The 13,117-nt window shown below is 57.2% G+C and carries 13 protein-coding genes; 3 read left to right on the plus strand and 10 right to left on the minus strand.

The annotated features are described in order from the left end of the window. Positions 1 to 49 precede the first annotated feature (49 nt). The 4 genes from JW885_08870 to wecB are packed head-to-tail and all read right to left on the minus strand — an operon-like array spanning position 50 to position 3,844. Positions 50 to 823, minus strand: a complete 774-nt coding sequence (locus JW885_08870) for an alpha/beta hydrolase (protein MBN1882270.1) — start codon at positions 821 to 823, stop codon at positions 50 to 52. Between the two features lie 15 nt (positions 824 to 838). Continuing rightward, positions 839 to 1,576 carry a methyltransferase domain-containing protein gene (locus tag JW885_08875; protein MBN1882271.1) on the minus strand — a complete coding sequence of 246 codons (738 nt, stop codon included), beginning with the start codon at positions 1,574 to 1,576 and terminating at the stop codon, positions 839 to 841. Between the two features lie 35 nt (positions 1,577 to 1,611). Beyond that, complete coding sequence (locus JW885_08880) at positions 1,612 to 2,721, minus strand: glycosyltransferase family 4 protein (protein ID MBN1882272.1); 1,110 nt, start codon at positions 2,719 to 2,721, stop codon at positions 1,612 to 1,614. Positions 2,722 to 2,725: 4 nt separating this feature from the next. Continuing rightward, positions 2,726 to 3,844: a UDP-N-acetylglucosamine 2-epimerase (non-hydrolyzing) gene (gene wecB / locus JW885_08885; protein MBN1882273.1), complete on the minus strand. Its 1,119-nt coding sequence runs from the start codon at positions 3,842 to 3,844 to the stop codon at positions 2,726 to 2,728. 127 nt (positions 3,845 to 3,971) lie between these two features. Between wecB and JW885_08890 the strand changes: the two genes are divergently transcribed. Then, positions 3,972 to 4,868, plus strand: coding sequence for an MBL fold metallo-hydrolase (locus JW885_08890; GenBank protein ID MBN1882274.1), 897 nt, complete (start codon positions 3,972 to 3,974; stop codon positions 4,866 to 4,868). A gap of 86 nt (positions 4,869 to 4,954) precedes the next feature. Here JW885_08890 and JW885_08895 read toward each other — a convergent pair whose 3' ends face one another. The 5 genes from JW885_08895 to JW885_08915 form a co-directional block, all read right to left on the minus strand. Beyond that, positions 4,955 to 5,137, minus strand: coding sequence for a hypothetical protein (locus tag JW885_08895; GenBank protein ID MBN1882275.1), 183 nt, complete (start codon positions 5,135 to 5,137; stop codon positions 4,955 to 4,957). Positions 5,138 to 5,325: 188 nt separating this feature from the next. After that, complete coding sequence (locus JW885_08900) at positions 5,326 to 6,852, minus strand: long-chain fatty acid--CoA ligase (protein MBN1882276.1); 1,527 nt, start codon at positions 6,850 to 6,852, stop codon at positions 5,326 to 5,328. Positions 6,853 to 6,879: 27 nt separating this feature from the next. Then, entirely contained in the window at positions 6,880 to 8,406 is a 1,527-nt protein-coding gene (locus JW885_08905) for a long-chain fatty acid--CoA ligase (protein ID MBN1882277.1), read from the minus strand. 53 nt (positions 8,407 to 8,459) lie between these two features. Next, positions 8,460 to 9,683, minus strand: coding sequence for a beta-ketoacyl-[acyl-carrier-protein] synthase family protein (locus JW885_08910; protein ID MBN1882278.1), 1,224 nt, complete (start codon positions 9,681 to 9,683; stop codon positions 8,460 to 8,462). Beyond that, positions 9,676 to 10,917, minus strand: coding sequence for a beta-ketoacyl-[acyl-carrier-protein] synthase family protein (locus JW885_08915; GenBank protein ID MBN1882279.1), 1,242 nt, complete (start codon positions 10,915 to 10,917; stop codon positions 9,676 to 9,678). Before JW885_08915 ends, JW885_08910 begins: the two co-directional genes overlap by 8 nt. A 309-nt stretch (positions 10,918 to 11,226) precedes the next feature. On the opposite strand from JW885_08915, the gene JW885_08920 reads away from it, so the two are divergent. Both JW885_08920 and JW885_08925 read left to right on the plus strand, forming a co-directional pair. Next, positions 11,227 to 11,796 carry a superinfection exclusion B family protein gene (locus JW885_08920; GenBank protein MBN1882280.1) on the plus strand — a complete coding sequence of 190 codons (570 nt, stop codon included), beginning with the start codon at positions 11,227 to 11,229 and terminating at the stop codon, positions 11,794 to 11,796. A 420-nt stretch (positions 11,797 to 12,216) separates the two neighbouring features. Next, positions 12,217 to 12,477: an RNA-binding protein gene (locus tag JW885_08925; protein MBN1882281.1), complete on the plus strand. Its 261-nt coding sequence runs from the start codon at positions 12,217 to 12,219 to the stop codon at positions 12,475 to 12,477. 59 nt (positions 12,478 to 12,536) lie between these two features. Here the strand turns inward: JW885_08925 and JW885_08930 are convergent, their stop codons facing one another. Then, complete coding sequence (locus JW885_08930) at positions 12,537 to 12,959, minus strand: tetratricopeptide repeat protein (protein ID MBN1882282.1); 423 nt, start codon at positions 12,957 to 12,959, stop codon at positions 12,537 to 12,539. Positions 12,960 to 13,117: the final 158 nt, after the last annotated feature.

Genomic DNA, 13,117 nt, shown 5'->3' on the forward strand with positions numbered 1-13,117 from the left:
CCCCCCCCCCCCCCCCCTCACCCCCGGACCGCACGCCCGTTGCGGCACCTCACAGGTACTCCAGGAAAAAATCCCTCGCCATCCGATAGAACCCCTCGGGCTCATCCACCATCACATTATGCCCCGCGTTTGGAAACGCCAGGTGATTCATGTCATAACGCTCGATGTACTCCTTCGACATCTCCGGCAGGCTCTTCCCACCCCAGACGAAGAGCGTCGGCATCGAAAGTGTGCGAAATTCATCCCCCGCAGCCGTCTCCCCCGTTGCCTCGGCGCACGACGTCCCCCACGCCAGCACCGAATCCGGATCCGCCGAGAGAAAACCGGCCGTAAACCGCCTCTGGGTGGGGTCGGCCTGGGCCAGGGGGAGGAATATCCCCGCGAGGTGATCATAGAAGGCCCCGGCGTCGTCGAAGCCTTCGCTGAGACCGGTCAGGAAGGCGTCCTGGCGGGTGAGATTTCCCTCCACGCTCACACATCCCCGCACCGACCGTCCCAGCTCCTTCGCCGCCTTTGTCCCCACGATGCCCCCCAGGGAATGGCACAGAAAAAAAACCGGGGCGTCCCCGGTGACCTTCCGGACGAGATCGGATAGGAGCAGGGCGCTGTCGGCGACGGTGTGGGGTGGAATCACGGGCGGGCTGGCCCCGAACCCGGGGAAATCCGGCAGGTAGATCGAAAAGTCGTCACACAGCACCGAATCGAAGACGTTTTCATACAGGTGCCCGCTGCAACAGAAGCCGTGAACATACCAGATGCACCCCCGGGCGGCGGGATTCTCGTGGTATCGAATCAACACCTGGTTATGAGTCATAATCCTCATGTATCGTGTCTCCGGCTATTCTCCGGGCGTACCCGGTTTTTGGGCGTGAATGATCAGGATTTCTCCCTCCAGGATTTCATCTCCCACAAGATACGGATCGGCCGGGAATGTCTTTTTCGTGAGCGTGATAATAATCCTTTTGAACACCGGATAAAACACTCCCAGCCGTTTCGCCCGCACTCTGCGGTTGGTATAAAGCCCGATAACCCGAAAGCCGGCCCGTTCCAACGCGTATCGGAGTTCATGATACGTCATCGGATTGATGTGTTCATGTTCATATTCCGGAAGAGTAAGGCGATAGGCATCTTCCGCGGCAGGTCGAATAAACCGAAAATAATCGTGATAACTGTACAGAAAAAACCTCACCCGGCTCTTGATCGTCATGATATTCGGGGTGGTAATAACCAGGTTGCCGCCGACGGAAATGATTCGAAAAAACTCCCGCAGGCACAGGAAAGGATTCTCAAGATGCTCGATCCCCTCCACGCATGTGATGTGTTGAAAAAAACCGTCAGCGAAGGGAAGTCGCTCGTTCAGGTCAACCCTCACGAAGGGCACGTCATTTTGTTTGTAAAAATCCGGGGCGATATCGGCAGCCGTTACGTCAAAGGTCTCGAACAATACTCCCGCGAGTACCCCCTCTCCCGCCGGTGCATCTAAAAGCCTGCCGGGAGAAAACGTATTGACAATTCTCAATACCTCGGCCAGCGTACCCGGTGCGTTTTGATCTTTTATGTCTGCACTTCCATTCACTGCTCAATCACATCTCAACTTCTATTACTATAAGGTCATTCGGTTTTCCCTCTATTCTCATGAATTATTCCCTCAAGAAGGTCACCGGTCCGCTTCAGGGAATACTTCTCGGCCACTTCACATCCCCGGCGAACGATGTTGTTTCGTAACGCATCGTCCCCGGCCAGTTCCATCACCGCGTCGGCGATCCGCTCCGGCCGGTAGACGTCCACGAACCGCGCGTAGTCGTGGGGTTCGTCGAACGACAGAAAGGGGGCCACCCGTGTCAGAATCACCGGGGTCCCGGAGCTCATGGCCTCCACCGGCGGCAGGCCGAAGCCCTCTATCTCCGTGGACGGGGAGATGTAAAAATGACTCTGTCGGTAGAGCTCCGCGATCTCGGCCTCCGGGATCTTCACCCGATACTCATCGGCCGCTCCGGTTCTCCGCTCCTCGTCGGGAATGGGCGCGGGCGACACCCGAACCAGCCGCACCGGGACTCCCCTCTGTTTGAGAATCCGTACCGCCTCATGCACATCCGGGATTCGCTTGTACTCGATGGAGTAGTTTCCCACCGAGAGGATAGTGAGCCCTCCGGTATATCCCAACTCCGTCCTTTTCGGATGAAACACCCCCCGATCAATGCCGTTGGGAACGAAAAAACAGGGAAGGTTGTAGCGATCGACCACGCCCTCTGCAATATGCGGGGATATCGCCATCTTTATCGTCGGGAGCCGGTAGAGTCGATCGAACCATCTGAGCTCCCGCTTCCAGTTTCTAATCCTGATTTTATGCCTGAGCCGGGCGATCGGGCCCGTGCCCCGGTATCTATCCGGTATAACACGACCGGAAATTCGCTGCAGGTTGTAATCCGGCTCGAAGCCCTGGAGAAAGTGAAACAGCGGTATGCCCCGCCTCTTCGCCACCGGCCACAGCGCCTCCACGTCCCGGGGGGCGGTCACCACCAGTGCGTCGGCAGCGGGTACGTCGCGATTCGAAAACGAGGGCACCACTTCCGGCTCCAACGACGATTCCCAGCTTTCCTCCACCACCCTGGTGATCAGCCGCACGTCATGCCCCCGCTCCCGGAGGGCCCTCACGTGTTGGGTCAGTACCTTCACGCCGCCGGTCATGCCCCAGTATGTGATCGCGTATACGATTTTCATATTTTCATAGACGTTCGGTAAGTATGTCGATGATTCTCTGGGCCGCCCGACCGTCACCGAAGGGATTATCCAAAACGGAGAATCTCGCCCGCGCCTCATCGTCGTCCAGGAGCTGAAGCGTCTGTCGGGTGATCGTGTCTCGATCGGTCCCCACAAGGATTGCCGTCCCCGCATCCAAGGCCTCTTTCCGCTCGGTCACCCGTCTGAGGAGCAACACCGGCGTTCCCACGGTGGGCGCCTCCTCGGAAACGCCCCCCGAGTCCGAAAGGATGACAACGGAGTCCCGCATCAGGTGGATAAAATCGAGATACCCCAGGGGAGATACCAGATGAACACGATCCTGTCCCTGTAAAATTCGCGCCGCCGCCTCCTTCACCCGGGGATTCGGGTGCACTGGAAAAACCACATGGACATCGGGGCGCTGTTCGACAATCTCCACCAGGGATCGAAACACCTCCTCCATCGGCTCTCCGAAACTCTCCCTCCGGTGGGCGGTCACGAGGATGACCCGCGTTTTCTTCGGGTCCACGCCACCCAGGCGGGAGGGAGTATGGCAAAACTCGTCGTCCATTCGCTCACGAACGGCATCCACCACGGTATTGCCGGTGACGAAGATCGTTTCGTCGGCTACGCCCTCACGCAATAGGTTTTGCCGGGCGTTTTCGGTGGGACAGAAATTAAACGAGGCGAATCGGGAAATCAGCGCCCGGTTCACCTCTTCAGGGAAGGGGTTGTGTATGTCAAACGAGCGAAGCCCCGCCTCCACATGGGCCACCGGCACGCCCCGATAAAACGCCGCCAGCCCCGCAGCGAAGGCGGTGACGGTGTCTCCCTGGACCACCACGACGTCGGGTCCCGCCCTCCCGATGATCTTGTGGGCTCCGGCGATCACCCGGGCGCACACGTCCGCCGGGGTCTGATCGCTTGTCATCACATCCAGGTCGTAATCGGGCCGGAGGTGAAAAATCTCCGTTGCCTGATCGATCAGCTCCCGGTGCTGGGCGGTTGCCAGCATTTCCACCCGAAGGTCATTCGTCTCCGCCGCTCGTGCGACCACCGGCGCCAGCTTGACGACCTCGGGACGGGTGCCGAAAACGACCAGAATTTTTTTTCGCTGCGACATTACTATCAATACAAATAGTACCGGACCCCTTATAGCAAATGAAATGTCTTTTTGCAATTACTCTTTTATCGCGAATCGGCCTGTGTTAGAATACCGGCTCTTACGGCATCCGTATCGAAGGGACATCATGGAACGCATACACGACCGCCTTGTCATCCTCGGCAACAGGGACATCCCCTCGTTTCTCCTCATCGGTGATACAAAACGCGCCCTCATCGACGCCGGGACCGCCGATTTGGCTCCGCTGTATCTCGATGACCTCACCCGCGCTCTGGGCGACGACCCCCGGGTGGACCTCATCCTCTTTACCCATTCTCATTTCGACCATATCGGCGCGGCCCCCTTTCTCCTGCGCCGAGTGACGGGCCTCACGTGCTGCGCTCACCCCTACCTCTTCAAGGTGCTGACCCGGGACGGGGCGAGGAAGACCATAGAGCGGCTCAGCCGGAAAATCTCAAAAAAGGCCGCCGATGCGGGAGGTCTCCAGGAGGCCGACTTCAACTACGGCATGATCCGCCCGGGGATTACACTCTCGGACGACGACGTCATCGACCTGGGGGGGATTTCGATCCGGGTCGTCGCCACCCCCGGCCACACGGGCGACAGCCTGAGTTACTTCATCGAGCCCACAGGAGAGATATTCACCGGCGAGGCGGCGGGGATTATTCCGGGAGAAGAACTCTATGTCGGGCCGGAGTTTCTCTCCAGCTACCGGGACTATATGAACTCCCTCGAAAAAATCAAGGCCCTTCATCCCACAACCATCTTCACCGGCCATCATACACGGGTCGAACAGCGGGACCTGGATCGCTTCTTCCAGGCGGCGATTCGGGATACCAAAAACCTGAAAGAGAAAATTGAGCGGTATCTTCTGGAAACCGATATGGACGAGGCGATGGTCATTGCCCGCATCAAGGCGGAAGAATACGAGGACTTAAGAAAATCGAGGCAGATGGAGGAGGCATACGTGCTCAACCTCACCGCCCAGGTACGCCATATCGCCCGATTGCTCGAAAACGACTGACGCCCGAACGAAAAAAACGGGGCATACGCCCCGCTCGTTTCGGCACGGGATCGTCCCGTGCCGATTCATCTCTTACCTGATTGTCGTTAGTTTGTCTTTTTCAATTTCCCAAGGACATCGTTTGTCACGGCGTGGGTTTCCTCTTCCCAACTGTCGTCACGATGGCGGTACTCATCGGGTTGTTTCCCGAGAAATCCCCGTAACATGAAGTTGGCCCAGTTATCAAATGTGTTGACATTGACATGTCTGGTCTTGCGATCCTGTTTCACGGCGTACCTCCATGCCCGAAACTCATTTCACATCGGCAACAGAGGACCGTCCAAACCGCCGCCGATCGCTCACACAAAACCTAAAAAACCGCCCGGACATTCCCGAGCGGACGTGCATTTTGTTATATGGTACGACGGTTTTTTTAAAAAATCAAAAAAAAAGTGAACATCGTCTGTTTTTTTATTTTTCATCGATACGACTCTTTCAGGACCTTCTTGAGAATTTTCCCCCCCTGATTTCTGGGAAAGTCATCGACGAAGAAGATCTTCTTCGGTATTTTGTATGAGGCGATCATCCCGGCCAGGCGCTTTACCAGTTCTTCTTCAGTGAGAACGGCCCCCCGCTCCAACATCACAAAGGCCGCAACCACCTCGCCCCTCCGGGTATCCGGGATCCCCACCGCCGCCGCCTCGGCGACCTCCGGCTGGGCCTGGATGGCCCGCTCCACCTCCATCGGGTAGATATTCTCCCCGGAGCTGATGATCATCTCCACCTTGCGGCCCACCAGAAAGATATAGCCGTCCTCATCCCGGTACCCCATGTCCCCGGTGTGAAACCAGCCTTCGGTGAAGGCCTGCTCTGTCGCCTCCGGCTTCTCCCAGTATCCGGAGAAGAGGTTCGGGCCGCGGATGATCACTTCGCCGGTGTCGCCGGGGGATACGTCCCTTTTGTCGTCGTCGACGATGCGCAGCCCCGTGTGAAAATCCTCCTTGCCGACGGATCCCGCCTTCCGGATCGAATCGGCGAGCGGCACGGCGGTGATCTGGCAGGCCTCGGTCATGCCGTATCCCTGTGCGAAGGAGACCCCCTTTTCGTTCTGATATTTTTTAATCAGCGGCACCGGCATGGGCGCCCCGCCGGAGAAAAAATAGTGCACATGCGAAAAATCCGCCTCCGGCCACTCGGCGGCCTCGGTCATCATCTGGTACATCACCGGCACAGCGAACATGTAGTTGATCTTCTCATGCATAATGAGCTTAATCATCTCCGAGGCGTTGAAAAAGTGCCTGAGCACCAAGGATCCCCCGGCATATACCACCGGCGTCGTCGAGGCCGCCAGGGAGCCGATGTGAAACAGGGGCGTCGAGACCAGGGACTTGAAGGTATGGTTCAGGCCGTAATTGAGAAGGTTGTGGATGGCGTCGAACGTGATCGCCCGGTGGGAGAGGACGGCCCCCTTGGGGTCCCCGGTGGTGCCGGATGTATACATGATCAAAAGGGGGTCGTACTCGATCACGTCACCCACCCCAGGCGGCTCGTGGATGGACGCCCCGGCCGTCAGATCGGATACGGATCGATCGTCCAGGATCTCCTCGCCCCCGTGCTTGATCCACGCCGCGATCTCCCTGCGGATCGATTTCAGGGACTCCACCTTCTCGTAGAAATCCGAGGAATAGAAAACCACCCGGGGTCGTGAGTTATGGAGGATATAGGAAAGCTCCGGTACCGCCAGGCGGAAATTGACCGTCACGATGATCGCCCCGATCTTGCCGCAGGCAAACAGTATCTCCAGAAATTCCGACGAGTTTAAAAGCAGCGTCGCCACCCGGTCGCCCTTTTTCACGCCCATGCCGAGAAGCGCGTCGGCCATGCGGTTGACCCGCTCGTTGAACTGACGGTTGGTAAATGCGCGATCGCCCCCTTCCTCCTCCTGCAGGAAGGGGCCGTCGGGATTTCTCTCGGCCCGTTTTATGATCCATTCACCGACATTCATGATACAATACGTCTCTCTTTTATGATTCTATTGGAATGATTCCTTCAACTCCCGCCTCAATATCTTCCCCGAGCTGTTTCGGGGGAAATCATCGACGAAAATCACCTTCTTTGGTATTTTGAAATAGGCGATCCGATCCTGGATGGAGTCGATCAGCTCGTCCTCGGTCAGCTTCTCGCCCGCCTTCAACATCACAAAGGCCGCCACCACCTCGCCCCGCTTTTCGTCCGGCATCCCCACCGCCGCCGCCTCCTTCACCTGGGGGATCGACTGGATGACCCGCTCCACCTCGGCGGGATAGATATTCTCCCCGGAGCTGATGATCATCTCCACCTTGCGCCCGAGGATGTAGAGGAATCCCTCCTCGTCCCTCCGGCCCATGTCGCCGGTGCGAAACCACTCGCCGACAAAGGCCGCCTTTGTCTCGGCGGGTTTGTTCCAATAGCCGGGGAACACGTTCGGACCCCGCACCAATATCTCCCCCGATCCACCGGGGGGCACGTCTTGATCGTTTTCATCGACGATCCTGACAAACACGTGAAACTCCTCGACCCCCACGGAGCCCGCCTTTCTGATGGAGTCGGTAAGGGGGAGCGACGATACCCGCCCGGTCTCGGTCAGGCCGTACCCCTGGGCGAAGGAGACGCCCTTCTCCTCCTGGTATTTCCTGATGAAGGGCACCGGCATGGGCGCCCCGCCGGCGATGAAATAACGCACGTGGGAAAAGTCCGCCCCCTCCCACTCCGCGGCGTCGGACATCATCTGGTACATCACCGGCACCGCAAACATATAGTTGATCTTCTCCGAATCGATGAGCTTGATGATCTCCGACGCGTTGAAGAAACGCTTGAGCACAAGAGACCCGCCGGCATAGATGACCGGGATCGCCGCCGCCGCCAGAGCCCCTATGTGAAACAGGGGTGCCGTCACCAGCGACACGAAGGTCGAATCGACCCCGTATCCCAAAAGGTTGTGGATGGCCATGAAGGTGAGATTTCGGTGGGTGATCATCACCCCCTTCGGATCGCCGGTGGTGCCGGATGTGTAGATGATGAGAATCGGGTCGGTCTCCGTTACTTCCACAGACGGCGTCGGCTCGGATGCGTCCTGATTCGAAACCGCGTCGGCGAGGGATGTGTCCCGATCGCCGCCGTTCTGACCGTGCACCAGCCACGCATCACAGTGTTTGCCCCCCTCTCGTATCTCGTCTATCTTCTCCGAAAAATCGGCGGAATAGATCATTACCCGGGGGGAGGCGTCATCTATCATGTACGACAGCTCCGGCATCGCCAGGCGGAAGTTCATCGGGACGAGGATGGCCCCCAGCTTGGCGCAGGCGAAGAGCACCTCCAGAAACTCCGATGAGTTGAGCATGATCGTCCCGACCCGGTCGCCCGAAGAAACTCCACGGCCCGCCAACATGTGGGCCGTCCGGTTGACCCGCTCGTTGAAGGCGGCGTTGTTGTATCTTTTATCCTCACGCTCGGCTTCTCTGAGGAAGGGACGATTCGGGAAGGCGAACGCCCGCTTGTATACCCATTGTCCGATATTCATGGTGAAGCAATCATTCCTTTCGTTCTGCATCGTCAGGTGGGATTGAAGGTGTGTCAGTGGGTGTTTTTATACACCAGCGAGACGAAGGTCCCGCCGGAGGAAAAACCGTTTTGGACCACATAGCGGATATCCGTCTTTCGGCCCGTACCCATGATGTGATTCAGGGGCGCAGCCGGGGTTACAAGCCCCGTCGTGGGGGGAGCCGTCCCCCGGGCAAGTGTGAGGCCCGCCAGCGCCGCTCGAACGCCGCCGGAGGAGGCGCTCTCTCCAACGGCCCCCTTCACAGACGATACCGCGGGACCTCCCTCCCCCTCGCCGAAGACCTCACGAATCGCCTTCGCCTCCAAATCGTCCAAGGCCGGATAGCCGCTTGCCGACGCGCTGATATACGACACATCACCGGGGGAGATGCCGGCGCTCTCCAGCGCCCGGGTCAGGGCCAGGACAGGTCCCTGTGTCGACGTCGGCCAGTCGTTCAGCGGTGCGGGCGCCGTGCTCATGCCCCAGCCCACGACCTCCCCGTATATCTTTGCCCCCCGGCGCCGGGCCGACTCCTCCGATTCCAGGCAGATCACCCCCGCCCCCTCCCCCGCCACGGCGCCGTTTCGGGAAACGTCGAAGGGCCGGGCCGCCTCGTCGCTTCCGTCCAGGGGGGAAAGCGCCCGAAAGCGGGTCAGGATTTCATATATCAGCCGTCCCATCACGTCCGCCCCCCCCGCGAACATTGCGTCCGCCCGCCCCTTTTGGATCTGGTTTGCGGCGAAACCGACGGCCGCCTCGCCCGAGGACTCCTTGTGGTTGACGGTCACGTTGATTCCCCGAAATCCCAGGGCGATGGAGGCGTGCCCCGCCGGGGCGTTCATGACGGTATTGGGAACCAGTATCGGGTTGACCGTCGTCGGCCCCTCGGTGAAGAGGGTGGTCGCAAACTGGACCGACACGTCCACGCTGCCATAGGCCACCCCCAGGCTTATCCCGACCCGATCGCGATTGTCGTCGTCGATATTGATGCCGGCGTCATCCATCGCCAGCTTCGCCGCCGCCACCGCGATCCGGGAGAGCCGATCCATTTTCCGAATCGCCTTTGACGGAATGAACTCCTTCGCCTCGAAATCGACGATCTCCGCACACATGTGGGAGGGAAGCGACTCGGTATCGAAGGAGGAGGCCGGACGGATGCCCGTCTCCCCACTGATGAGCCGATCGAAGACGCGATCCGCCTCGAAACCCAGGGGCGTGACCATTCCTACGCCGGTTATCACCACGGACCTACTCATGAGTAACCCCCTCCTCAGTGAATCGTCCGATGATAATCGTCGTGTTGTTGCCGCCGAAGGCGAACGAGTTGGAGAGAAAGATGTCCATCGACCCCTCCCGGGCGCCTTCCGTGACGTAGTCCAGGTCGCACTCCGGGTCCGGCTCACTGTAATGGATGGTGGGGGGGATGAAGCCGTCGTTCATGGCGAGGATGGAGGCGACGGCCTCCAGGGCCCCCGCGGCCCCCAGGGTGTGGCCGATCATCGACTTTGTGGACGAGACCGGCACATCGTAGGCGCGTTTTCCGAACACCGCCTTGATCGCGGCGGTCTCCACCGCGTCGTTGGCGGGGGTGGCGGTGCCGTGGGCGTTGATGTAGTCGATCCGGGAGGCGTCGATGCCGGCATCATTCAGCGCCGCACGCATGGAGCGGGCCGCGCCCCCCGCATCGGGGTCGGGTGCGGTCATGTGGTGTGCGTCGCAGGTAACGCCGTAGCCGAGGAACTCGGCGAAGATATTTGCCCCCCGCTCCTTCGCGTATGAGAGGGCCTCCAGGATGACAATCCCCGCCCCCTCGCCCAGGGAGAGCCCCTGGCGGTTTTTATCGAAGGGCTTCGGGTATTCGGGGTCCACGGAGCGAAGCGAGTTGAACCCGGCGTAGGTAATGCGCGAGAGCGGCTCGGTCCCCCCGGTCACCGCCACACGGCACACACCGTCCCTGATCAGGTCCGCGGCGTAGCCCATGGCGTTGGCGCTGGAGGAGCAGGCGGTCATGAACGTGGTCTTGGGGCCGAAAAGGGAGAACTTACTCGCGATGTGATCGGCGCTCGCCGCACAATGGAGCGGAGCCATCTTGGAAAACCTGGCCCGCTCGGGGCCGTTCGTGATGTATTCGCGAAAGAACTCCTCCCCCTGGAGCATGCCGCCCGCGCCGCCGCCGATGATCACCCCGGTATCGGAAGCAAGCTCCTCCGGGAAGGGGAACAGCCCCGCGGAGGACAACGCCTCCACCGCGGCGGCGAAGGCCAGAAGATCCGCCCGGGACATGCGATGGGTGCGAAACTCCTTCGGGATCATCTTTCGCGGATCGAAGTCCGTCACCTCGCCGCCTGTGTGGGTGCGGTAGTCCGTGGTGTCGAAGACGGAAATAGGCCCCACGCCGCACCGCCCCTCTTTCAGGGCTGTGGCGTATTCACTGATATTTTTGGAGACGGCGTTGACCGTCCCCAAACCTGTTATGACGACTCGTTCCACGATACGGCGTCCGCCTGTATGTTGAATATTTTACAGTGTATTGTTTGGTATTGTATCCAAGGGGACCTGTCTTTTCAACCGAAAAAGTGAGACCTTCGATATGAGTGTTGTCACTACGGTTTTCTCTTTCGAATCGAGTACCTCGTTATGCTTCGTCATACGTTTTCCCACTAGAAAAACCGTCAAATAAATTTATATATAAACAAATATAATGTTTATTATAATAAAATATTTTACACTTTCTATCAACATGCTAAATATTACTTGATTTCAGCCGGAACCATGATATATTTGATAAAAGGAAAAACTATGAAAAAAATCTGCAATGTGCTCGTATCCATCTTTAAAAAAACCTCCGCCTTTGTTATCGATCAATTAAAAGACCCGAAGATCGCACTTTTTCTTTTTATAAGCTCGGCTCTCTTGTTATTCCTGCCACAATCAATTCTCACACATCTGGAAATAGACGCTTTCATTGAAGGGAAAAGAAGGCTGATTGGTCTTGTGTTTTTTTATTCCGTCAAGTGTTTTCTGGCCATCCTTGTCTTCTGGGTCCTGGTGCGGATTAAAGACAAAATAAAGGCCAAACGCCTCGCACAAAACGGAAGACCGGCTTTGCGTGATCTCACATCAGAAGAAAAAACATTCCTTGCGGGATTTTTCGTTCTGGAATCAAAAACACAGCATATCGACGTTCGAGATATTTCGCTTGATGGACTTATTTGTAACAATATTCTCTTTCTGGCCTCGAATATCAGCCTGGCCGAATCAAGGATTAACTATCATATGCACTCCTGGGTGTGGAAGGAGTTGAAGAGATATCCGGAGTTGTTGGAACCGGAATTGTCCGACCTCGCAAATACCATGCAGGGGGCTTAGATTATTTCTCACATAAGAAACGAACATATATGAATGGATGGATACACCCGGGGTGATCGCCTCATGTAATATCCTTTCAGTGTGCCCTCTGGTTGGTTACCCTATCGTCTCATTGAAGTGCGTTGAATGAGATTATAACTGATTTCACAAGGGAATTCTCCCTTTATTACGGCGCTTTTTTATTTCCTTGACATGCATAAAATCCTAATGTAATATTATTACAGTATCAGGACACCGTGTCCTGAATTTGTTGTGCTGCCGTAGAGAGAGTTGAGACGTCTCCATCCGGGCGTCAGACAATTTCTTCAGCAGCTTTTTTGTTTCTCGAGTTTAATGATGTGTATGAATAAGAGGTATCGCTGTTTTCCTTCTTTCACCTCCGATAGCGTCCGTTATTAAAAAGAGAAAAAGGAGTCAAGAATGCAAGGGAAAAAGCTTTTTGTTGGAAACCTCAGTTACTCGGTAACGTCGGAAGATCTTTCTAATCTCTTTTCAGAACATGGAGAGGTCGTGGAGGCCAAGGTCATCGAGGGCAAGGGATTCGGATTCGTTGAGATGTCGTCCCAGGCCGAAGCCGAGCAGGCGAAGGACGCGCTGCACGGTAAGGATTTCTCCGGACGCTCTCTCAATGTCGATGAAGCCAAGCCTCCCCGGAACAGGGATAGAGGCGGCTATCGATAGTATCACACCCGATACGAAAACCAACGAAGGAAGGGAAGGCACTGTCTTCCCTTCCTTTTTCATTCGACCCGCCCGAGTCCTTCCAGCTTTATACACGCCCGCTCCAGGCCAAGCTCACACGCCCGCCTGAAACCGGCCCTCGCACGATCCCTTTCATCCATGAGAACATAGGTAAAGCCGAGGCAGTAATACGCATCGGCATCCCCCGGGTCCATGCGAACAACCTCCTTGAAATCAGAAACGGCCTCTCGAAATCGTGACAGATAGATATACGCGTTCCCCCTGTCGAAATACGCCTTTTTGTACTGTGGGTCTCTCTCGACGGCCCTCGTGTAGCAGTAAACGGCCTGTTCAAATTCAGATGATTTCATGTGCTCAAAACCCCTGGTGTACCAGGTCACCCCGCTTTTGGATCGTGCCTTCATTGATGCGGCAAAGAGGTCGATGATGTATTCCGTCACCATCCCATCACATCCGATCATGTCACCTCTGTTCTCCTGAATGCGCATCTTCCGTGCCCCGATTGCACACGGCCCGTTTCGCCGACCGCCCGCTCGACCGGCCGAAAAGCCCGCCGTCTTTCCTTTTAAACCTGTTTTTAGCATACTCGCTCCCGTCACAACAAAACGTGATATCGCTC

It is taken from the genome of Candidatus Zymogenaceae bacterium, assembly GCA_016931225.1.
Lineage (GTDB): Bacteria > Desulfobacterota > Zymogenia > Zymogenales > Zymogenaceae > JAFGFE01.